This window comes from Anaerosalibacter massiliensis (assembly GCF_024623155.1).
GTDB lineage: Bacteria > Bacillota > Clostridia > Tissierellales > Sporanaerobacteraceae > Anaerosalibacter > Anaerosalibacter massiliensis.
Window position 1 is genome coordinate 366,371 of the sequence record NZ_JANJZL010000002.1, and the last position, 22,529, is coordinate 388,899.

The following is a 22,529-nucleotide window of genomic DNA, read 5'->3' on the forward strand; positions in this document are numbered from 1 at the left end:
AAAATGAATTTATTTTATATATAACTGGAAAATTTTCAGGGTTTTTGTTTTCCGAAATCTCATGGTTTTATTTTACCACTTACACCTGCAAAGTATGACAAACTAGTTAGAAATATTCCTAAAAGCAAAACCGTAGTCGCTAAGCTATACCCCATTGCCCTTTTCCTTTTCATTCCATAATTCTGTTTTGTTTCTTGTGTTAGTCCAAAATAAACAAATAATCCAACTGATATAATTAGAAAAGGCATAAGAGCTCCTACTGTGCTTAATAAATCTTTTACTTCAAAATAGGTAATACCCGAAACCATGATTCCAGATAATAGAATAGCAGAAGCCACTATATATCCTATTATATGCTTCTTATCAAGAGGTTGTCTTTTATACATATTCTCATACATTTTTTGTTCAGATGCTTTTTTTAACCCTTCAACTAGTTCACTCATATCACCTAAATCTGAAGTAGCCTTATTAAACGCTTCGTTTTCACTATATCCATCATTAATAAAATCTTTTATCTTTTCCAATAAATTAGAGCCTATTTCTTCTTTTAGCTCAAGCAATTGTCTTGTTTCATATATGTCTATAAATAAATCATCTATATATTTCTCAACTTTCTCTTTCAATTACTTAACCTCCCTATTTATATTAATTTGTCAATTATTTTTTTTGTAAATTCCCAATCTTGCTTATTAAGCTTATATTCATTCTCACCTAAGGCAGTTATCTTATAATATTTCCTTCTACCGCCTTGGGTCTCATCCCCCCAATATGAGCTAATGCTACCAACCTTTTCTAATCGTCTAAAACTAGAATAAAGAGTAGCTTCCTTTATCTCATATAGATTATTACTCTTTTCTATTATTCTTTTATAAATGCCATAACCATAATTATCACCTTCCATCAATATTCCTAATACAATGGTGTCCGTATGCCCCCTAAGCAAATCTGATGAAATTCGTCCGCCCAAATTATCACCTCCTGGATTATAGTATATATGAAAGTACTATGACTGTCAAAGTACTATTTTTAATATAGTTATATGACAGTGAAAAAGAACCCACTATAAAATAAGGAAAGCTACTTTTTTTCTACTTCGATGAATCTTATCTATTTTCTTTTGTTCTTCTAAAAGTTTAGAATACGAATTATAAACTAGTTTCTTTTTCTCACCTGATACACCAATAATAAAATATTGAAATACTTTTAACCATTGTTCATAATTTAAATAAGTCGGACTATCAGTAATTTTAAACCCTATATCCCTAGAAAGACGTTTGATCTGTTTGTAGGAAAAAATATCCTTACATCTACTTTTCATATCTTTACCGCTTTTGCTGAAAATATATGAAATAAAATCATAATATAGCCCAATTTTATCCTGTTTTATTAAACTGTTTTTTCTCTTTTGTATACGAAAAAATACACTGTTAACTTTGGGAACTGGCATAAAATCAGTTTTTTTAAGTTTCCTTATAATTTTAAAATCAAAATATGGCTTAAGAAGTAAGGAACGCATACTTTCCCTATTATATGGATTCCCTGCATATTTTCTTGCTGCTTCTTCTTGAATTATAATATATATCTCTTCAGGAGGATTACAAGAGGATGTTAGTTTCGATAAAATAGCTGCTGTAATATTATATGGGATACTAGAAAAAACTTTATATCTATGTTCCTTCGGCAATTCAAATTCTAAAAAATCCCCATAGATTATTTCAATGTTTTTTCTATTAGAAAACTTAACTTTAAGATTTTCATACAGATCTAAATCATATTCTATAACATATACTTTATTACATTTTTTTGCTAATTGTTCAGTAATAATGCCTTTACCTCCTCCAATTTCAATAACAATATCTTTATTGCCTATGTTACTTTCTCTTATTAACTCAGACACCAATTTCTTACTATGAAGAAAGTTTTGTGAATGCTCTAATTTAGTCTTATTATTTATAAACATGGAATCCACCACCATTCATTATTTTTTGATATGGATTCCTGTATATTGAACAATCCATTGCAATAAAAAAGCTATAAATGAATAAACTATCCATTTATAGCTTTCCTAAAATATTTAATATTCTTTTGTTTTCAAAACATTTACACCTTAATGAATTATAATTATTTATGCATTATAAAAGAGCACAAGATACTCTTTTATAAGAATATAGTGTATAAAATTAAACATAAAAATATGGTTAGCTGCATGGGTTTTCATTACAAGAATCCACTAATATAAGGTACAACAAATAAAGCCTAAGTTTTAGGCAAATTACCTTATATTATATTTATTTAGTTGTTTTTATTTAACAACTAAATTGCGAAGTCTTATAGAAGCGATACCCATTTTGCAACTCCCCTTTCTATTTATTTAAAAATATTGTAGCATAGTCATATCTATTTATCAACTGGACTTATGTCATTATGTCAATACTAGATATATATTAGTAGCTGCGTTAAATGAAGGCTACATTAGTGAAATAACTGAAAATCAGATACAGCGTAATATGATTGCGAAAAGAAGAATGTTAGCTACTGATTCATTTAGAAAGTATCTTAAAACAATTAAATTCAGTGAAAGTCTAAATATTACCAACTACTAACCTAAAACAAAAAAATATAGAAAATAAAACAGATTATCATAGAAAAAATTGATTAAAATTTCATTAGTAATAAGAAAGGGTTTTTAATTTATTTATAGAATATTGTTACAGATAAAATAATACCATTGTAAAAGCAGTAGTTAAATATATTATGGAAGGAGTGGACGCTATGAGAACTAATAGAAAGGTCCTTTTAACTAGTGGAGGGAGTACATTTTAACTAAGTAATGGCTTTATCCATTGGCAAAAGGTACCCTAAATAAAGAAATTAAATACAAATAAGAAGCTCCATTAAATGTTAATCCAGCTATTACAGCTATAAAATAATATAAAATGTCATAAATTATTTATATTATGCAGAATATAAATTTTGAGGATACCATCATCATCAAGCCCTTTTATAGAACGATCCATTTTACTATATTTCTCAAAGAATATTTCATCATCATATTTATTTTGTTTCATTTTATAGCCTCCCATACAAATTATATATTTCTATTTTATATTTATATGGGTACCTTCTATTTTTTGACCTATAATCACTTATTTCACTCCTTTTATTATACATATAGAAAATAGTCGTTTACCCCATCTGTAACCTTATACGCTAGTGCCGACTATCCTCCTAGCATAAATATTCGATTCATCCCTTTTTCATCACGCATATAATCCACATATATTTAATTTTAACTTTATTTCCTTAAAAAGCAATACCATGAAATTTCAATTATCTCAACAATTATATAGAGTAATATTAGATTTTTAGGGAATTCTAAACTTTGGAGGTGGAAGTTTTGATAGATTTTATACCTAAACAAGTATTTTATGAACCTGATGCTTTAAACTATCCCCTTGGAAAAAAGCTGATAGATTACTTCCAAAGTATAAACATACCAATGAAACCTACTACTTCTCATAATAGAGTTGTTGGCATAGTTGGAGATACTCCACAAGAAGCCTATAAGGAAGCAAAACATACTTTAGTTATCGGAGTTAGGAGAAGCAAAACCTTCCAAACATGTAAACCATCTGCCCACTACCAGCTTCCATTAGCTACTTCTTGCCCTGGTATGTGTGAATATTGCTACCTATCTACTACATTAGGACCAAAACCTTATGTAAGGATATATGTTAACATTGAAGAAATATTAGATATGACTAAAAACATAATTGAATCTAGAGCACCAGAAATAACTATTTTTGAAGGTGCTGCCACATCGGATCCTGTACCTGTAGAAAAATATACTGGAAACCTTAGAAGAACCATAGAGTTCTTTGGTCGAGAACCTTTAGGTCGTTTCCGATTTGTTACTAAATTTACTGATATAGATAGTCTTTTAGATGCAGAACATAATAACCATACACGGTTTAGATTTAGCTTGAACTGCCAATATGTAATTAAACATTTTGAACATAAAACACCTCAGCTTTTAGACAGGGTCATTGCAGCATCAAAAATGCTAAAAGCAAAGTATCCTATAGGCTTTATTATTGCACCAATATTTAGATTTGAAAATTGGCAAGATGAATATACTGAACTATTTGTTTTACTAGAAAAATATTTATATGAAAATATGCCTCCAAATTGGTCTCCTAAAGATTTAACTTTTGAATTTATATCTCATCGTTATACTCTTAGGGCTAAATCCAACATACTTAATGTTTTCCCTAAAAGCAAACTTCCCATGGAGGAAAAAGAACGGAAGTTTAAATATGGACAGTTTGGATATGGTAAATATATTTATAATCCTGATGAAATAAATGAATTAAAAGAATTTTTCTTAAATAAGACAGAAAAATTCTTCCCAGGAGCAAAGGTTGAATATTTTATATAATTTAATCAGAGTTTGATTCATTGCCAAAGGGCTAAAATACTTTTAGCCCTTTAACTCCAATAAGATAATTTTAAGAACATATTTACAATTTTATCTAGTTCAGTAAATTCCTCATGAGACATTAGTCCATAATCTTTACCATAAATATACTTAGGTTCTAAACTCCACAAAAATGATTTAAAATTAGGGTATTTATCAATATTACTTTTTAATAACTATATAAAATACTCTAGTTTTTGATAGTTTATAGTACTATGCTTCTTCTCTTTTTTTATAAAAGGATAATTCTAATATTAATTCTAAAGATTTAGTTTAGTGATTATATATAGGAATTCCTTAAAATTCTCAATACTTATTGTTTTTTTATTTTCAACAATATAGCAATACAATAACTCCAAGTACAATTCTATACCAACCAAACGCCCTGAAATCATGTTTTTTAATATATCCCATTAGAAATTTTATAGCAAGTATCGATACTAAAAAGGCAACTACCATACCAAATACAAGAGTAAGAAGCTCAGTACCTGTAAAATCGAAGCCAAACTTTAACAGTTTAAATGCACTTGCACCAAACATTGTCGGTATGGCAAGAAAAAAACTAAACTCTGCCGCTGCTACTCTGGACACACCGATAATAAGTGCACCGATAATGGTTGCACCTGAACGTGATGTTCCAGGGATAAGAGACAGCACTTGAAACATTCCAATGGTAAAAGCTGTTTTGTAGTTAATTTCTGCTAATGTATTTACTCTCGATTTACGCTTTTTATTCCAAGCCTCAATAACAATAAACAATACTCCATAAAATATAAGCATTGCAGCAATCACAACAGGAGTACCAAAATGTGCTTCTAAAAAGTCATCAAACAGAACCCCCATAATCCCCGATGGAATACAGGCTACCAGCACCTTAAACCAAATGGAAAAGATGTCTTTTTTTATTATTGGCTTTTCTCTAAAACCAAATGGAAACATCTTGCCCCAAAACATAACTACAACAGCTAAAATTGCACCAAGTTGTATCACTACGAAGAACATTTCCTTAAACGCTTCACTCATATTAAGCTGCAAAAACTCATCAACAAGTAACATATGCCCTGTACTACTAATAGGCAGCCACTCGGTAATGCCTTCAACAATTCCTATAATAATAACTTTTATTAATTCTAAAATATTCATAGTAGTCCTCCTATTTAATATCCTGTTTTTTAAAATAAACAAAACTTGTGAAAATCCCAATAAAGAAAACAACGAATATAATAATAATAGCTATTTCAGTTGAATATTTATATTTTTCAATATCTCCACTTGCAATCAAATATGAAGACGTCCATGGAAATAATACCCCTAAATCTTCATTGGCAAGGGCAACATTGCCAAGAACTACTGTAGCAGTAGCAATAATAGGGGTAACTAAGTTCTTAAGCCAGAGTGTTATAAACACAAAAGGCGACATTGTAAAATACAATAAAAAAGCGCCTAGAAAATACTCCTTAATTGACTGCATAATAACGGCAACACTAAACTGAGCGGCATTGCCCACAATACTTAGAAGGAAGGTAGATACCCATGCTACTGCTGTCAAGATCATCATCCACACAAAAAGCATAAGGAATTTTGCTGTTAAAAAAGCCTCCTTTGAAATAGGAATAGTTAGCACTGATTTCAATGTATTTTCAGTATATTCACGACTGAAAAGATATGCGGCTATCACTCCATAAACAATAACACCAAACAAAAGAAGCACATATAAATTTGTCTGTTCCAACATATCCGAATAAGTAATAATCTTATCAGGCTCAGTAATTTTAGCTTTTATCAGCCCAGCAAAAACCATGACTGGAGCTACCATTGCACCTAAAATACTAATAAAAAACATCTTTGAGCGTTTTAGCTTTAGAAATTCACAATAAAGTAAATTAACCAATTTCTCCACCCCCAATCAAGTTTGAGAAATAATCTTCTAGCTTTTCTTCACTAATATTGATTTTCGATACTGAAATACCCTTTTCTACAAAGCACTGATTAAGCTTTGATCTCATCTCCAAATTAGTATAAAGGCGAATACTACCATTTTCATGTACGCTATAATCAGTAAGTCCAAACTTTTGCTCAAGCAAAAGACAAGCTTTATTTTCATCCGATACTACAAATTCAACATACTGCCTATTACGCTGGTGAAGATCCTGCATGGCTACTTCTTCAATAAGTCTACCTTTATGCATAACCCCGATAATATCTGCAAGCTGTTCAATCTCGTTTAAAATATGGCTTGAAATGAGTATTGTTACACCTTTTTCAATGCAGAGCATTTCAAGATATTTCCGAACTTCTTGTATACCAACAGGATCAAGTCCATTAATGGGCTCATCCAAAATGAGTAACTCTGGCTCATGCATAATTGCCGCTGCTATGCCAAGACGTTGCTTCATACCAAGGGAATAGTTGCTAAAGGTCTTTTTTGTTTCCTTATCAAGGCCAACAATTTCAAGTGCATTTTGTACACTATCTTTTTTGTGTTGTCCTCTCAGGCGAGCAAAAATCTGTAAGTTCTCACTACCTGTTAAATTTTCATAAAAACCAGGTGTTTCAATCATAGAACCAATACGACGATAAGTTTCCTTTGGATTTTTCTGATAATTTTCCCCAAATAATAAAATTTCTCCACTTGTGGAAGTGGCAAGGTTTAATAGCATCCGCATGGTTGTGGTTTTTCCTGCGCCATTTCTACCAAGCAATCCATAAATTTTGCCCTTTGGAACGTGTATATTCACACAGTCTACACCTGTCTGTTCTCCAAACTGCTTTGTCAAATTAGTTGTTTTTATTACATATTCACTCATCCACATTTCCTCCTTATAAAACTCATTATACCAAGCAATGCTAACACTACTCTTACGCAAATCTTACTTTTTTCTTACTTGCATAAAAAAAAGAGATGATAAATGAATTCATCTCTTAAATATTGGCAGTTCAATAATAAATTCCGTATATTCACCCACATTGCTCTGTACAGCTACTCTTCCGCCCTGCATCTCCATAAGCTCTTTGACAATACAAAGACCAAGGCCACTACTGTACTTGCTCCTTGCTCTATCTCCTTTATACAATCTTTCAAAAATATGGGGTAATTTATCTTTAGCTATACCAATCCCATTATCTTTTATTATTATGCTGATCATATCATTATCTTGCTTTACAGCAATTTTTAAATGACTGCAACCACTATGCTCTACTGCATTTTGAATAAGGTTTGATACTATTCTCTTATATGCATCAATATCAAGTTCCACCATCCACTCCTCATCTGGAATTTCTATTTTAGGAATTATTTCTTTTTGCTCTAATGTAGGTAACCAATCAATAACTATTTCTTTAGTCAACTCACAAATATCAGTGTCTTGCATAGACAGTTTCATTTCCTTAGAATCTATCTTAAACCAATCAAATAGTGTATCTACAAGTCTCTTTAAGTCATAGGCTTTTTTTCTTGCAATTTTTATGTATTCCTCTTTTTCAGCACCATCAACAATACCACTTTCAAGTGCATCCAAATAACCAAGTAGAGATGTAAGAGGTGTTCTCACATCATGTGAAAGACTTGTGAGCAGTTCTTTATTGACTTGTTCCAACTTTTTTTGTTGTGATAATTCCTTATTATAAGTGGATATTAGATCATTAATTTCAAATCCTATTTCAGAAACAACCCCATTGCCTTTTACAAATACTTTTCTATTGTCTCCATTCTTATTCTCCATAAGAATCTCAAGCATTTGTTCTAACTGCTTTCTCTGCCTAACAAATAAAAATACAAGCAGAGCACAAATCAGTCCAAGGATAACTATAATAAATATACTCATATACTATTCCTTCCATCAAATTTGTAGCCAACTCCCCATACAGTCTGAATAAATTGGGGCTGTTCAGGATTAGGCTCTATTTTTTTGCGAAGTCTACGAATATGTACCATAATATTGTTATCATCAAATGCATATTCATCTTTCCATACAGCATGATATATCTGTTTTTTAGTAAAGACTTTGCCGTTGTTCTTTGCAAGGAAATAAAGTAAATCAAACTCTTTTGCTGTAAGCTCAACAGGTACTCCGTAGACTAAAACCTCTCTTGTATCAGGTGTAATTGAAAGATTATCAAATGTTAGCATAGATACAGCTTCCGCTACATTCTCACCACCAAAAGAAGTATAGCGACGAATAAGTGACTGAACCCTTGCAACAAACTCATTCATACTAAATGGTTTTGTAAGATAATCGTCAGCACCAAGGCGGAGTCCTAAAACCTTATCAATTTCACTGTCCTTTGCAGTAAGCATAAGCACTGGTACGCTGCTTGTTTTACGCAAATCCGTAAGTACATCAAAACCGTTTTTCTGGGGAAGCATAACATCAAGTACAACAAGCTGATATGAAGTAGCCAAACTTTCTGTAAGACCGTCTGCACCATTATGTTTAATAGTAACAGCATAACCCTCTGTTTGAAGATATTTTTTAATAAGAACGCAAAGATCTATATCATCATCTATGACTAAAATTTTTTGCTTCAAGAGTTCACCTTCTTTTTACATATATTATGTAAATCAATGTTTTTCCATTCTATATAATCTAATTTCCTTAATATGAATTTAACTTGTTTAAAACAATACCACAAAATTCCAATTGCTTCAAGGATTATATAAAGTAATATTATATTTTTTGTATAAAAATATGCCACTAAATTGATCTCCTAAAGACTTAACTTTTAAATTTATATTCCACCACTATACTCTCAAAGTTAAATCTAATATACTTAATATTTTCCTAAAATCAAACTTCCTATGAATGAAAAGAATAGAAGTTTAAATGTGGACAGTTTGGATATGTAAATATATTTATAATACTGATAAAATTAATAAATTTTAAAAATTTTAAATGCACTTTATATATTTATTATAAGGAAAGACACAGAGTTAATTCCTTATGTATCCCAAAAATCTATTAGATTTGTTTTAATAGATTTTGAATCTTTTACTCTTCTGTAGTGAAACCACTCTCTTGGATACAATCTTCTATATTTTGTGGTACTAAATCTCTCATCTATAAGTAGCAAAGCTCCCCTGTCATTTTCGCTTCTTATAACTCTACCAGCAGCTTGAAAAACCTTGTTCATTCCAGGATACATATAGGCATACTCATACCCGAGGCCATTTTCAATTTGAAAATATTCTCTAATAATATTCCTTTCGAAACATATCTGTGGTAACCCTACTCCTACAATAGTAGCACCAATAAGTTTCTCTCCAATTAAATCTATCCCCTCTGAAAATATACCTCCCAATACTGCAAAAGCAACCATTGTATTCTCTTGTTTAAGATGAAATCTATTTAAAAAGTTTTCTCTATCTTTTTCCTTCATAGAATTTTCTTGAACAATGGTTATTATACCTGGATTTCTATTGGTAAAACAAATATATATTTCTTCCATATATTTATATGAAGGGAAAAAAACAAAATAATTCCCCTTTTTCTGTGAGACAAACTCTTCAATATATTCCACTATGTCTAAGTATGTCTTCTCCCTATTCTTATACTTAGTGGAAATAGTATCCCCAACTAATAAGCATAAATTACTCTTTGGAAAAGGGGAAGAAAATCTAGTAATATAATCTTCTTCGTCTCCTCCTAGTATGTTTCTATAATAATCAAGGGGTGTCAATGTAGCAGAAAAGCATATGGCTGCCTTCCCCTTTTTTAATGTTTCACTCAATAGATAAGAAGTATCTATACAAAATAACTTTAAAAGTACATCTTTGCCCCTTTGTTCAATATAGGTTACGTACCTCTTATCATAAAAATCCGATATCTTAATGAACCTTAATAGTTCAAAATAGAGTTCTAGTATTTCCTTGTGAAGTTGGTGTTCTTTCTCCTTTATAAGCCATTGCTCCAATTCTTTAATAAGCTTTCTTATTGGAGGATAGATATCCGTTATTTCCTCTTTTTGGTAGTAAAAATCACTATTGGAAATATGCTCTCTTTTTACTTTGTTCATAATATTATTACAACTGTTAAAATTTCTTGAAAGATTAGGAAAATCTTCTTTAAATAATCTTTTATATCTTAAAAATGGCTCTTTTACAACTTGTGCAGAAAACATATCTCGTGAACGCTCTACTAAATTATGAGCTTCATCTATTAAAAATATATAATCATTCCCACTTTCATTAAAAAATCTTTTTAAATATACATTTGGATCAAATACATAGTTGTAATCACATATAATCACATCACTCCACAAACTTAAATCTAAAGAAAGCTCAAAGGGACATACCTGATGAAGCTTCGCATATTCTAATATAACATCTCTTGTTATTATATCTTCCTTATCTAATACATCCATTATAGCGTCATTTACTCTATCGAAATGACCTTTGGCATATGGACATTCTCTTGGATTACATTTTACTTCTTCATTAAGACATATTTTTTCCTTAGCAGTAATTACAATAGATTTAATCCTAAGTCCTTTCCACACCATCTGCTTTATAGAATTTAAAGCTACTTCTTTAGTAATGGTCTTTGCAGTCAAATAAAAAATCTTAGAAGCAACACCTTCTCCAATAGCTTTTATTGAAGGAAATATAGTGGAAATAGTCTTGCCTATACCTGTTGGAGCTTGAGTAAAAAGGTTTTTTTCATTAAGTATTGTCTTATAAACAGCAACAGCTAATTTTCTTTGACCTTTTCTATAGCTTTTGAAAGGAAAAGAAAGCTCCTTTATAGAGACATTTCTAACCTCTCCCCAATAAAAAGTCATATTAGCCCACTCTATATATTTTCCAATTAGTCCTAAAAAAAACTCCTCTAATTCACTAAGAGTATAGTATTTAATAAACTTCTTTGTTTCTTCAGATTCAATATTAAAATAGGTAAGCTGAATTTCTAATTCCTCTATTTCATTTTCTATTGCATACATGTATCCGTAACATTTTCCTTGAGCCCAGTGGAGTAAATTATAATCCTCATCAATTTCATCTAATGGTCTAATAGTACTTTTAATCTCATCCACTATTATCCTTTGATTTTCTTTTAAAATCCCATCTGCTCTGCCTTCTATTTCTATGGTAAAATTCCCATAATTAAAAATATGCCTTAATACAACTTCTGGAGTATATTCCTCCCCATAAGAGCTTTGAACTTTTTGATGAGCCCTTGTGCCTTCCAATGCTCTAGTACTTCCTACAAAAGTATTATCTATATCTCCTGAACGAAATATAAACTCAACTAAATTTCTCACAGACACCTTAATTTGTTTAGACATACTATTCATCCTTTACCTGATAAAAGAATATTCCTTTATTTAAATATCTCCAAATCGAAAAATCGTTGGGTTTCCTCTGCATCTTTTCATACTCAATATCATGGACATGATGAGAACAATCTAATTAGATTATTTTCCTAATTTTAATATTCTCTATAACATTTTACTGAAACCTTCTCCACTCATATTAATTTCAACTAGTTCCTTACCCATTACATGAAAAGATTAATACTGAAATATTTGGAAACTCCCTTTCTACTACTACAATTCTATACTTATCACTTAATAATAAATAAAGGATTTAAAATCCAAAACTGGAGAACTAGTGCCACCACTAAATAAGTTTCTCCAGTTTGATTGTATGATTAATTTATTTTCCACAATTATTCATATATAATCTTACTATTTTCACTACTCTTCTTTGGTTTTTTCCGTAATTATATTATATAATATTTACTCTACATGGCAAATATATATGATTTTTTATTTCTAATCTAATACTTTCTTTTGACCATTAATCCAAATTCACATGCGAACCTTTTAGTTTCAAATACCATTTTTATAGAATGTTAGATATATCTATGGACGTCTAAAGTCAATAGACTTTCTTAAAAAACATAAATTATTTTCAGACTACGTTACCTTCATAGGAGGAAATAATTTTTTCATTGCAGGAATAAAAATCCCATTATAGCCAATGGTTTCCCCAAATGATTTAATCGTTTCCATTAGCTGGCCATACGGCGAAGATTGATATTACGCCGATTTTTTTAAAAACTTTATATTATTCAATCATTTTGGAATAATCCTCTAGAAATTTTTCAGACTTCTCCATACTTTGTTATCTTTTGTCTTCGACTTTAGAAATCCATTTCTTCCTCAAATTGCCCCATTGCTTCATCTAAAATTTCATTCCAAAAATATTTTTATTAAGAATTTAATTTCCTACTGTTAGAAATCTCTTTGAAAAACTTCTTATTCCTATAGCTCCTAAAGGTGCTGTTATTAAAATAGATAAAACCGCTATCGCTAAAATTACATCTCCAGATTCTACACCTAAAGATAATGGTACTCCTCCTATAGCCGCCTGAACAGTTGCCTTAGGTATATAAGATATTATACAAAACAGTCTTTCTTTCCAATTTAAATCAGTTCCTAATAAAGATATCATAACTCCAATACTCCTACCTATAAGTCCAATTAATATAAGAATAACTCCTTTTATTCCAGAATTAAATGCTACTAAAATATTAACTTGTGCACCAACTAAAACAAAAAGAAATATTTCTGCAAAAACCCATATTTTATCAAACTTCATAGCTAATCTCTTTCCTACCTTAGGTATTTTTTCAAATATAATAAATCCTATTGTCATAACTCCTAATAAGGAAGCTATTTCAATTTTACTTTTCAACAAATTTTCTAATTCAGTAAATAAGATTGATAAACCAAGTACTAATAAAACTTTTTTAGTATCACGTATATGATATTTATTAAAAATTCTTATTAAGATATAGCCAATAGTTATACCACCTGCAATACCTAATAATATAGATACTGGAATACCTAATAATTGCATACCAATATTTATATGAGTACCACTATATAAGCCTAAAAAAGCACTAAATATAGTAATAGCAAAAACATCATCAATAGAAGCTCCTGCCATTATTAAAGTTGGAATTCCTTTATTTGTTCCTATATTATTCTTATTTAAATTTAACATTGAAGGAACAACAACTGCAGGAGAAACTGCTGCAAGAACAAATCCCAATATCCCACCTTCTATAAAAGAAAATTTAAGAACCTTTATTGAAGCAAAAGCAATAAAAAGTCCTTCTATTAATCCTGGAATAAAACTCATTTTTATAGCAGTAGTTCCAACTTTTTTCAGATCATTTTTATTAATTCCAAATCCTGCTCTTAATAAAATAATAATCAAAGCAATTTTTCTTAAATCTGATGATACATTAATCATTTCTGGTCTGATCCAATTGAGACCATAAGGTCCTATTATTATGCCTAAAATTAACATTCCTAACAAACCTGGTATCCTTATTTTTTCAAAAAATCTATTTGCAGGTATCCCTAGTAATAATATAATAGCTAAACTTCCAGCCATAAAATCACTCCTTATCTTTAATTAAAAACAAAAACTCCTGTAAGCAATATTATAATATTGTTTACAGGAGTCATTAGCATTACGCAGTTATGGTGAACTCCATCACCTTTAATATTAAATTGTATATTAATATTAATTTATCATTATTCTCCACGAAAATCAAATCTTTTTTAATAATATATTATTAAAAATAATTATTTTTGAATAATTTTATAAAAAAGATTTTCATTATAAGTATTAGAAATATATAATAACTTATAGTCAAGATTAATATTATATATTTAAAGGAAAGTTTTCTATGTTTAAAGAAGTTAATCTCAATAATTGTATATTGAAAAAATATTGGAGTTATGTTGTAAAAAATTTACTCTTTAAAACTGTAATAAACTTCTTAATGTTTACAAATATATATGTTGTGGTATAATATAAATAAGGTAATCGAACCCACAAAGGTGTGGTTGCCATTAAAGATTTTTAAATGATTTTAATCACCTTGCATGGTGGTGCAGGGTGATTATTTTTTTCCCTTAATGTTATCCTTTGTCAACATAACTATTAAGGAGATTAGTGATATTGTAAACATACCAAAAGCAATCATTAAGGAAATTGCCTGAAATGTACTCATATCACACCACCTCCCTTCTTATATAAAGTGAGGTGGCAATCACACCCTGCTTTTTCGATTACCTTGTCCCTATTGTATCATATTAGCTAGTAGTATTCCAATAATTATAATTTAAAATGTTTAAAAAAGGATTTTCATCATAAATATAGAAATATATAATATACTATAATTTAGATTGATATTATAGATTAAAGGGGGTTTTTCTATGTTTAAAGAAGTTAACTTTAATGATTATTCTAAAGAAGCTCTCAGACAAATAAGTAATGGAGCTTTTCTTACTGTAAAGAGTAACAATGAGGTTAATACTATGACTATAGGTTGGGGAAATATTGGAGTTATATGGAGTATGCCTATATTTACTGTAGCTGTTAGATATTCTAGACATACTTATAATCTAATAGAAAACACTGATGAATTTACAGTAAGTATTCCTATTAAAGCAAATATGAAAAAAGAATTAGCATTTTGTGGAACTAAATCAGGAAGAGATGTAGACAAGTTTAAAGAATGTAATCTAAATTTAAAAGATGGTGTAAATGTAAATACACCCATAATTAAAGATTGCGAACTCCATTATGAATGTAAAATAGTTTATAAGCAAGCTATGGAACCTGGAACTTTAAATGATAATATTAAGGAAAAATACTATAAAAACAATGACTATCATGTATTATACTATGGAAAAATAGTTAATTGCTATATAAAAGAATAAAATATAGGGATGATTCTTTTTATTTCATAAAGAGCTGCTTTAAAGTGTGCTAAATTACTTTAAAGCAACTCTTTCTTTAACTGTTCTACCTTTTATTATCTAATTCTTCTAAATATCTAATAATATTTTCTACATATTCATCATTAAACTCTTTATCACTTAATATATAATAATTATTTTTACTTATATTATTTATATCAACTTTATCTTTTATATAAGGTGAAATTAAAAGCAAACTAGCTCCACCTTGGATTAAGTTTTTAGCTTTTATGCCTAAATCTTATTGACTTTATAATAAAATATAATAAAGTTCCAAAAATTATAATTAAAGATACTGGAGTGAAAATAGCTCCTAACCCTTGACTTCTCCCCAAAGATATAAGTATGGTTTTCCATAATATATACATAAATATACAAACAAGTTCTGTTTTTAGGCAAATTAATAATCTACGTGAATTTCTATATTGATATTCTACATTTTCTTTAGTGATTTCAACAATATAATTGTATACATGAGGAATTCTAATCAATAATGAAAGCACAATGTATAAAATAAGGCTGATTACAGGTAATATAAAAATACTATCTTTTTGCCCCCAAGCATCAGGGCTTCCTAATGCATCATAATGTGTTGGAATTTTATTGGGAAGTTTTGACCAATATATTGAAATTAGTAAAAAACTAAGGATAACTATTACTCCAGATATTATTTGCAGAATTTTTTCAAATGTTGAATAACTTAATTTTTTAACAGGCCTTTTCCCATACATATTAGTACCTGCCCCCTTTTATTACCTTTCACATATTTATCTTGCTACAAATAGGCGTATCTACACAGCTAGTTATTCTTCCCTAAGTTAATAATATATTTCCTTTAAATATCCTTCATTTCCATATACTCATCCCTTGTAATGGAATAACAATAATCATCATAAACTTCTCCATTAAAAATTTTACTTGCATGCCTTAAAATCCCCTCAAATTTAAAACCACATTTTTCTATGACTCGTTTTGAACGAATATTGAAAGGATAATGATAACAAGAAACCAATTCTATATTTTTCCCGTTAAATAAATATTCAAGTACTTTATTTGCTGCTTCTGTCATTAAGCCATGCCCCCAATAGTCTTTTGACAACACATAACCTATCATTTTTGCATTAGCATCTTTGCGTTTTTCATCCTCATGCATACCAATTGAACCAATTGCTTTTCCATTTTCTTTATTGACTATTGCCCAAACTTCATCTTTTTCTATAAAATTCTCTAATATCCTTAAACTCTCCTCTTTAGTCTTATGAGGTTTCCAACCTGCATTTGGTCCTACATCTGGATCTTTTGCATATTCAAAAAAATCATCAAGGTCTTCTAACTTCCACGCTCTTAAAATTAACCTTTCCGTTTCTAACATAACCAAAGTAATCGCCCTCTCTTCAAAAGATAGTAGTTATAATAATTACTTATTTCTAAAACATTTAGAAAACTTATTTATAAACAATATCTGAACAAACATAAGATTGAATTTTATATTAATAATTAAACGATTATAAATTACCTTCAAAATTAAATGTTTTTCTAATCATTTTAAAATAGTTTGGATCATCTGGACAACCTGAATAGCCAGCAAAATTAGACCAAAGATACACTGCATTTTGATTTCCCGATAAATTCTTTAATACCCTCTTCTACCTCGATAAAATTCTCATCATAACTCAACCCAAAATCACTTGGATACGATTTAATATCTTTTCGAGCATTAATCCTCATAATTAAGTCAATATTCATTACTATAATTAAAGGAATTAGAAAGTAAATAATTAATATACCTATAATCACCCACATTTTATAACTCCACTTCTCTACTTAAATCAAGATTTAAAATACCCTGTATATTTTTAGACCAAATATTATTTGTCATAAGCCACCTTCCTAAACTATTTTATTAACAATTTTCATACCTTCACGTTCACTTAATGGTGATAATTTTGTATTTTCAATAAATTCTTTAACTATTTTAGGATTAGTTTTTGAATATTCTCTTAGTGCCCAACCAATAGCTTTTTGTATAAAAAATTCATCTTTATCTTTTAAAATTTCTATTATATTAAATAATAACTCTATATCCGTTCTGTCTTTATATCCTAATTGAAATAATATAGTAGTTCTTTGTAGCCAAATATTATTTGATTTTATCCATTTTTTAATATATTCATCTCTCTCTTTAGGAAATTGTTTGAAATATTCTCCTACTAATTTCTTGGAAATTATATCTACTGTATCCCACCAAGATTTATATATTATCATGTATTCAAATAGATTAATAATCTCTCTTGAGAAATCTTTATTGTATTTCTCCAAAAGATCACATGCAAAATATTGGTATTCTCTTTCTGGCAATTCCCATAATTTTTTAACTACTATTTCTATCTGGTCATATCTTGGTCTATTGTCTTTCCTCAGAAATACTCTACTTATTTTTCTTCTTTGAGGAGCTTTAATGCCTAAAAACTGAAAGTTGTTTTTCATATACTTTTCCATTTGTTTTATATTATCTTTATTGGAATTTTCTTTAAATATCCCTATTATTTCATCTATATATTGATTTATTCCACTATATTTTTCCATAATCTCTCCCCTACATATCTGATTATACGTATATTTTACATTCACCTTCATTTCTCTCTGATAAAACCATTATCATTCTAAACTTTTTAAAAAGTTAAAAAATTCATCACTATTAAATCTCCACTCCCTCTAGTTCGAGCAAAAATTTCTTTACAGATGTTTTATTTCCTGCATATCCCGTTAATTCTCCACTTTTCCCTACGACTCTGTGACAAGGTATTATTATTGGAAGTAAATTAGCCCTATTCGCTTGTCCTACTGCCCTTACAGCTTTAGGGTTTCCAATAGCTTCTGCTATTTGTGAATAACTTCTAACTTCACCATAAGGAATATTCCTTAAAGCTTCCCATACCTTTTTTCTAAACTCAGTACCTTCTATAGACAGTGGCACTTGAAATTCTTTTCTCTCTTTGTTAAAATACTCATCTAATTCTCTTATTATATTATTACACAATCTCTTATCTTGTTTTATGCCATTGTATTTATTCATATATTCTAACCATTGATCTTCAAAAAGTATTATTCTTCTAACCCCTATTTCATCTACTACTACATAGATTGTCCCTAATGGAGAATCATAAGTATCATAAACAATTTTCATACTAAACCACCCCTTCCTTATATTACATAAAAATAAACAAGATTATAGAGTACTACAGATTATACTAATAATAAATGCTTGAAATTTTTATCTAAATACTGAAATAGTTTTGGTGTAATGTCTTTGTATGTTAAATTAGATGGCAACGTTTCAAAACATCTTACTTTTTCCATTTCGCTTTCTGGCAAACTACCTATTTTTTTTATGTCTGCATAGAAAACCATTCCATTAGCTTCAGAAGTTTTATCTGCAGCCCAATAATCAAATATAGGTTTTATGTCAAATGAAACAGCTCCTGTCTCTTCAAATAATTCTCTTTTAGCAGCATCCAATGGAGTTTCCCCTAATTCAATATGTCCACCAGCGGTTTCCCATGTATCTCTTTCTTTATGTTTGCACAAAATCCATTTGCCATGATACTTTGCTATAATCACTACATATTTATAAGTTTTTAAATGGTTTAAATCATAAACCTCACAAATCATAAAATTCCCCCTATTCATTTGTTATTAAACATAACATATCATATAAAATAGCTTGTTTTCCCTATTTAAATACAATTTTTACATTTTCAAATCCTAAATTTTTAAGAAAAGATGTCAAAATTTCTTTTGTATTTTTTTCTGCTTCTGTTAATAGTCCTTTTTTTATGACTTCTTTCTCCATATTTTTCTTTTCCTTCACCAATACATTATGTAAATCTTCTAATTTAAGTTGATTAAATACTGACTCTTTTTCATCATATATATATGAATCCTCTTCATTTATTACATTATCTAATACTTTGGGTTTGTCCAATTTTATTTCAACACTCTTTGTATCATTTACATTTATTTCAGCACTTTTTAAATCTACTCCTGCCTTTATATATCCACTATATTTAATAAGAAAACTTTTATTAGTAAAAGGCATATTTATTCCACTAAACTTCTTATTGTCCTTATAAGCTACTACATTAACATAGTTATATTTTACTGTAGAAAGCTCTAACAATTTAGATATCTCTTCCTTTATAGTGTCTGATAACATTTTTGTCTCTCTTTTAATTGAAAATCTAATATAGAAAAATGAGGCTATAACAATAGCTAATATTATTAAAAAAATAGCCAGATAATTTTTCTTTTTTGTTTTAATTTTCATGAAATCGCTCCTTAAATTATATATTCATAGCCTCATTTTATTAGAAATCATATATATTTTCAACTACCTATATAGAGATAATATCTAATAATACGTCAAATTATTCTCTTTGCGGCTAGCATATTTCTCTAAAAAACACCATATATATTTCCCGGGCTATAATTGATTTATTAATTAATATATAATAGAATATGAAAAAAGAAGCAATATATATTCACTGGAGGTATTCGATGGATAAAATTGTAGAAGTATTAAATAAATGTGTACTGTTTAAAAGTATTAATAATAATGAGATAACAGAGGCATTAAAAGGTATTAACTATGAAGTATCCAATTTCAAAAAAGATGAAATAATTGCTATAGAAGAGGAAGAATGTATAAGTATAGGTATTATATTAGATGGAATAGTAGAAATTCAAAAAACATTTCCTTCTGGCAATATAGTTACCTTAAATAGATTTAAATCGGGAAATATTTTTGGTGAAGCCATAGTTTTTTCAAAGAAACATGTATATCCAGCAACTATTGTGGCTGTAGATAACAGTAAAGTAATGTTTGTCCATAAAAATGATATAATACGACTTTGCAGTATTAGCGACAAGTTTCTAGGAAATTTTATGACAGTACTTTCTAACAGAATTCTTATGTTAAATTCTAAAATAAAAATTTTGTCACATGAAACCATAAGGAAAAAAATAGCAAATTTCCTATTAGATGAATATAGTAAACAAGATAATAAATTTTTAGAGTTTTCTTATGGAAGAAAAAAGATGGCAGAAGTTTTAAATGTACCAAGGCCATCATTGTCTAGGGAATTGATTAAAATGAGAGATGAAGGAATTATAGACTTTGATAGAAATGTAATTAAGATAATTGATGTAAATTTATTAGAAAAGTGTCTAATTAACTAATCTCTTCTATCTATATATAGAGAACCATCTTCTTGTATTTCTGCATATAATACTTTATTTAAGGAGTCTATTCCTTGATTTTTTAATTCTTTGTAAATCCATTTTTCATCCAAATTTAATTCTTTTAAATTTCTTTTGACTAAATTTCCATCAGTTATTATTTCAGTAGGTAGATAAAGGCGAGTTTGTTGCCTATTTTGTTTTTTTAGTATACTTAATTTACCATCAGGTTCTAATATAGCATAGTCAACTTCCATTATAGAAAAAATATCTTTACTTCTAAGAAGCATACTCAAATCATCTAAATTTATCCTAGTAGATCTAAGAGCTTCTTCTATTATTTTTCCATTCTTTATAATTATAGTTGGCTCCCCATCAAGTAATGTCCGAATCTTAGATGACTTTAATGATATTAAAGTTACCAACATAGTAAGTAGTATCCACCAAATTAGATTAATCATCTCATTTAAATATCTAGAACCTGTATTTATAATAGTATTAGCTGCAAGAGAGCCTATAGTTACACCTGTTATATAATTGAAAAAAGTCAATTCACTTAATTGTTTTTTCCCAAGTAATCTAGTGAGTATTAAAAGAGTGATAAAGGTCCCCGTAGTCTTTGATATAATTTTTAAAAATTCTATAAGTCTCATTTTAATCCTCCAAATCTTAAAGCTCTCTCTCAAATATTTCTACTTTTTTATCATCTTTAAAATCCTCAATACTATCTATGTCTATAGATTTTAGGAATTTTTTCATTATTTTATTATTTACTGAAATATTTACTTTAGATTCTTTGCCATATTTTTCTATAAATTCCTTGCCTTTCTCTTTTGAAATAATAGTCTTCGGTCCACCTACACATCCACCGTCACACCCCATTCCTTCTAAGAATCTAGCTTTAGTTTTTCCATCTAATGCAGATTGAAGCATAGCCTTACATTCTTTTATTCCACTAGCTTGTTTTGATGTAAATAATTCTATCTTATCTGGATACATTTCCTTTACTGCATCTTCAACAGCTATAGACACTCCTCCAATTCTGCCATATATTCTTCCACCTTTAGATGAATATTGAGTAGATAATTCTTCATGAAACTTACTTGGATCTATATTAAATACTTCAAATATATCTTTAAGTTCTGTAAAAGTGACTACATAATCTATTGCATCCTTTATATCATCCATTTTTGCTTCTCCTTTTTTTGCTACACAAGGCCCTATGAATACAACTTTAATTTCTGGATTTATTTCTTTTATAACTTTTCCAGCTGCAATCATAGGAGATACTGAGGGAGATGTATATCTAACTAATTCTTTAAATCTTCCTCTAATCATGCCAACCCATATAGGACAACAACAAGATGAAAGTAAAAAATCTTCTTCCTTCTCAATATGTCTATCAAATTCTACTGCTTCCCTTATAGTCAACATATCAGCAAAGAAAGCTACTTCTACCATATCTTTAAATCCTATATATTTTAAAGCTGCCCTTATCTGTCCCATAGATACATTTTCACCAAATTGTCCTGCTATAGAAGGAGCTACTGCAGCAATTACTTTTTCATTTTCTTTTAACATTTCTAAAACAGGAAGAAACTCTACTTTATCTATAAAATTTTTATTATCACAAGAATCTATACATATACCACAATTTACACATTCATCCATACTAATATTCGGAATCCTCGTCTCTTTATCAATTATGATGGCATCAAAAGGGCAAGCATTTTTACAAATAATCTTTCCATCAATTTCTACACAGTTCATTGTACAAGAGGATGTACTTACAACTACTGTTTTCGTTTTTTGATAGTTCTCTATTGCAATTTTTAGATCTTCTGAAAAACTATCTGAATATTTAACTTCTACACCACATAGAGCAGATATTACTTTTGCCAAACTCTTTTTGTCTATATCTTCCCTATTCATTATTTCTTCTATTTTTTCTTCAAATACATCTTCATAATAAGCTTTCAGTATTTCTTTAAATAATTCCCTATAATTCTCCATTCCAATCCCTCCAATAATCTTA

At 29.0% G+C, this 22,529-nt stretch carries 24 protein-coding genes and 1 riboswitch; of the genes, 3 read left to right on the plus strand and 21 right to left on the minus strand.

Going from position 1 to position 22,529, the window contains the following annotated elements; all coding sequences use genetic code 11:
• Nucleotides 1-59: 59 nt before the first annotated feature.
• From NSA23_RS04835 to NSA23_RS04850, 4 genes are all read right to left on the minus strand, one after another.
• On the minus strand, nucleotides 60-623 hold the full coding sequence (locus NSA23_RS04835) for a permease prefix domain 1-containing protein (protein ID WP_257490289.1): 564 nt from the start codon (nucleotides 621-623) through the stop codon (nucleotides 60-62).
• A gap of 17 nt (nucleotides 624-640) precedes the next feature.
• A complete protein-coding gene (locus NSA23_RS04840; RefSeq protein ID WP_042679401.1) occupies nucleotides 641-967 on the minus strand; it encodes a PadR family transcriptional regulator in 327 nt (108 codons plus the stop codon).
• A gap of 93 nt (nucleotides 968-1,060) precedes the next feature.
• Nucleotides 1,061-1,960, minus strand: coding sequence for a 23S ribosomal RNA methyltransferase Erm (gene erm, locus NSA23_RS04845; RefSeq protein ID WP_042679402.1), 900 nt, complete (start codon nucleotides 1,958-1,960; stop codon nucleotides 1,061-1,063).
• A 979-nt stretch (nucleotides 1,961-2,939) separates the two neighbouring features.
• Nucleotides 2,940-3,068 carry a hypothetical protein gene (locus NSA23_RS04850; RefSeq protein ID WP_257490290.1) on the minus strand — a complete coding sequence of 43 codons (129 nt, stop codon included), beginning with the start codon at nucleotides 3,066-3,068 and terminating at the stop codon, nucleotides 2,940-2,942.
• 329 nt (nucleotides 3,069-3,397) lie between these two features.
• Between NSA23_RS04850 and splB the strand changes: the two genes are divergently transcribed.
• Nucleotides 3,398-4,438, plus strand: a complete 1,041-nt coding sequence (gene splB, locus NSA23_RS04855) for a spore photoproduct lyase (protein WP_246119173.1) — start codon at nucleotides 3,398-3,400, stop codon at nucleotides 4,436-4,438.
• A gap of 369 nt (nucleotides 4,439-4,807) precedes the next feature.
• Here the strand turns inward: splB and NSA23_RS04860 are convergent, their stop codons facing one another.
• The 8 genes from NSA23_RS04860 to NSA23_RS04895 form a co-directional block, all read right to left on the minus strand.
• Nucleotides 4,808-5,620, minus strand: coding sequence for an undecaprenyl-diphosphate phosphatase (locus tag NSA23_RS04860; RefSeq protein WP_042679404.1), 813 nt, complete (start codon nucleotides 5,618-5,620; stop codon nucleotides 4,808-4,810).
• A gap of 10 nt (nucleotides 5,621-5,630) precedes the next feature.
• Nucleotides 5,631-6,368: an ABC transporter permease gene (locus NSA23_RS04865; protein WP_042679407.1), complete on the minus strand. Its 738-nt coding sequence runs from the start codon at nucleotides 6,366-6,368 to the stop codon at nucleotides 5,631-5,633.
• A complete protein-coding gene (locus tag NSA23_RS04870) occupies nucleotides 6,361-7,284 on the minus strand; it encodes an ABC transporter ATP-binding protein (RefSeq protein ID WP_042679409.1) in 924 nt (307 codons plus the stop codon). Before NSA23_RS04870 ends, NSA23_RS04865 begins: the two co-directional genes overlap by 8 nt.
• 108 nt (nucleotides 7,285-7,392) lie before the next feature.
• Nucleotides 7,393-8,301, minus strand: a complete 909-nt coding sequence (locus tag NSA23_RS04875; protein WP_050069722.1) for a sensor histidine kinase — start codon at nucleotides 8,299-8,301, stop codon at nucleotides 7,393-7,395.
• Nucleotides 8,298-9,005: a response regulator transcription factor gene (locus NSA23_RS04880; RefSeq protein WP_042679411.1), complete on the minus strand. Its 708-nt coding sequence runs from the start codon at nucleotides 9,003-9,005 to the stop codon at nucleotides 8,298-8,300. The genes NSA23_RS04875 and NSA23_RS04880 overlap by 4 nt, the downstream gene beginning before the upstream one ends.
• A 410-nt stretch (nucleotides 9,006-9,415) precedes the next feature.
• Entirely contained in the window at nucleotides 9,416-11,758 is a 2,343-nt protein-coding gene (locus NSA23_RS04885) for an ATP-dependent DNA helicase (RefSeq protein ID WP_042679413.1), read from the minus strand.
• A 937-nt stretch (nucleotides 11,759-12,695) separates the two neighbouring features.
• Complete coding sequence (locus tag NSA23_RS04890) at nucleotides 12,696-13,880, minus strand: cation:proton antiporter (protein ID WP_042679415.1); 1,185 nt, start codon at nucleotides 13,878-13,880, stop codon at nucleotides 12,696-12,698.
• 57 nt (nucleotides 13,881-13,937) lie between these two features.
• A riboswitch (Fluoride riboswitch) is annotated at nucleotides 13,938-13,996 on the minus strand.
• A 398-nt stretch (nucleotides 13,997-14,394) separates the two neighbouring features.
• Nucleotides 14,395-14,505 (minus strand): putative holin-like toxin, encoded by a 111-nt coding sequence (locus NSA23_RS04895; RefSeq protein ID WP_075052101.1) that lies wholly within the window; start codon nucleotides 14,503-14,505, stop codon nucleotides 14,395-14,397.
• Nucleotides 14,506-14,710: 205 nt separating this feature from the next.
• On the opposite strand from NSA23_RS04895, the gene NSA23_RS04900 reads away from it, so the two are divergent.
• The gene (locus tag NSA23_RS04900) at nucleotides 14,711-15,217 is read left to right on the plus strand and encodes a flavin reductase family protein (protein ID WP_042679417.1); all 507 of its coding nucleotides are present in this window, start codon (nucleotides 14,711-14,713) and stop codon (nucleotides 15,215-15,217) included.
• An 85-nt stretch (nucleotides 15,218-15,302) separates the two neighbouring features.
• Here NSA23_RS04900 and NSA23_RS04905 read toward each other — a convergent pair whose 3' ends face one another.
• From NSA23_RS04905 to NSA23_RS04935, 7 genes are all read right to left on the minus strand, one after another.
• Nucleotides 15,303-15,452, minus strand: a complete 150-nt coding sequence (locus NSA23_RS04905; RefSeq protein ID WP_187116632.1) for a hypothetical protein — start codon at nucleotides 15,450-15,452, stop codon at nucleotides 15,303-15,305.
• Between the two features lie 25 nt (nucleotides 15,453-15,477).
• A complete protein-coding gene (locus NSA23_RS04910) occupies nucleotides 15,478-15,987 on the minus strand; it encodes a DUF1648 domain-containing protein (protein WP_042679418.1) in 510 nt (169 codons plus the stop codon).
• 104 nt (nucleotides 15,988-16,091) lie between these two features.
• Entirely contained in the window at nucleotides 16,092-16,628 is a 537-nt protein-coding gene (locus NSA23_RS04915) for a GNAT family N-acetyltransferase (RefSeq protein ID WP_042679576.1), read from the minus strand.
• A gap of 518 nt (nucleotides 16,629-17,146) precedes the next feature.
• Complete coding sequence (locus NSA23_RS04920) at nucleotides 17,147-17,842, minus strand: DNA alkylation repair protein (protein WP_042679420.1); 696 nt, start codon at nucleotides 17,840-17,842, stop codon at nucleotides 17,147-17,149.
• Nucleotides 17,843-17,954: 112 nt separating this feature from the next.
• Entirely contained in the window at nucleotides 17,955-18,443 is a 489-nt protein-coding gene (locus tag NSA23_RS04925; protein ID WP_042679421.1) for a methylated-DNA--[protein]-cysteine S-methyltransferase, read from the minus strand.
• A gap of 59 nt (nucleotides 18,444-18,502) precedes the next feature.
• Nucleotides 18,503-18,928, minus strand: coding sequence for an NUDIX hydrolase (locus NSA23_RS04930; RefSeq protein WP_042679423.1), 426 nt, complete (start codon nucleotides 18,926-18,928; stop codon nucleotides 18,503-18,505).
• Between the two features lie 61 nt (nucleotides 18,929-18,989).
• On the minus strand, nucleotides 18,990-19,583 hold the full coding sequence (locus NSA23_RS04935; protein WP_042679425.1) for a DUF4230 domain-containing protein: 594 nt from the start codon (nucleotides 19,581-19,583) through the stop codon (nucleotides 18,990-18,992).
• 230 nt (nucleotides 19,584-19,813) lie between these two features.
• Between NSA23_RS04935 and NSA23_RS04940 the strand changes: the two genes are divergently transcribed.
• Complete coding sequence (locus NSA23_RS04940) at nucleotides 19,814-20,494, plus strand: Crp/Fnr family transcriptional regulator (protein ID WP_042679427.1); 681 nt, start codon at nucleotides 19,814-19,816, stop codon at nucleotides 20,492-20,494.
• Here NSA23_RS04940 and NSA23_RS04945 read toward each other — a convergent pair.
• Nucleotides 20,491-21,147: a DUF421 domain-containing protein gene (locus NSA23_RS04945; protein WP_042679430.1), complete on the minus strand. Its 657-nt coding sequence runs from the start codon at nucleotides 21,145-21,147 to the stop codon at nucleotides 20,491-20,493. The genes NSA23_RS04940 and NSA23_RS04945 overlap by 4 nt on opposite strands.
• Nucleotides 21,148-21,163: 16 nt before the next feature.
• A complete protein-coding gene (locus NSA23_RS04950; protein ID WP_042679431.1) occupies nucleotides 21,164-22,507 on the minus strand; it encodes a [Fe-Fe] hydrogenase large subunit C-terminal domain-containing protein in 1,344 nt (447 codons plus the stop codon).
• Between the last annotated feature and the right edge of the window lie 22 nt (nucleotides 22,508-22,529).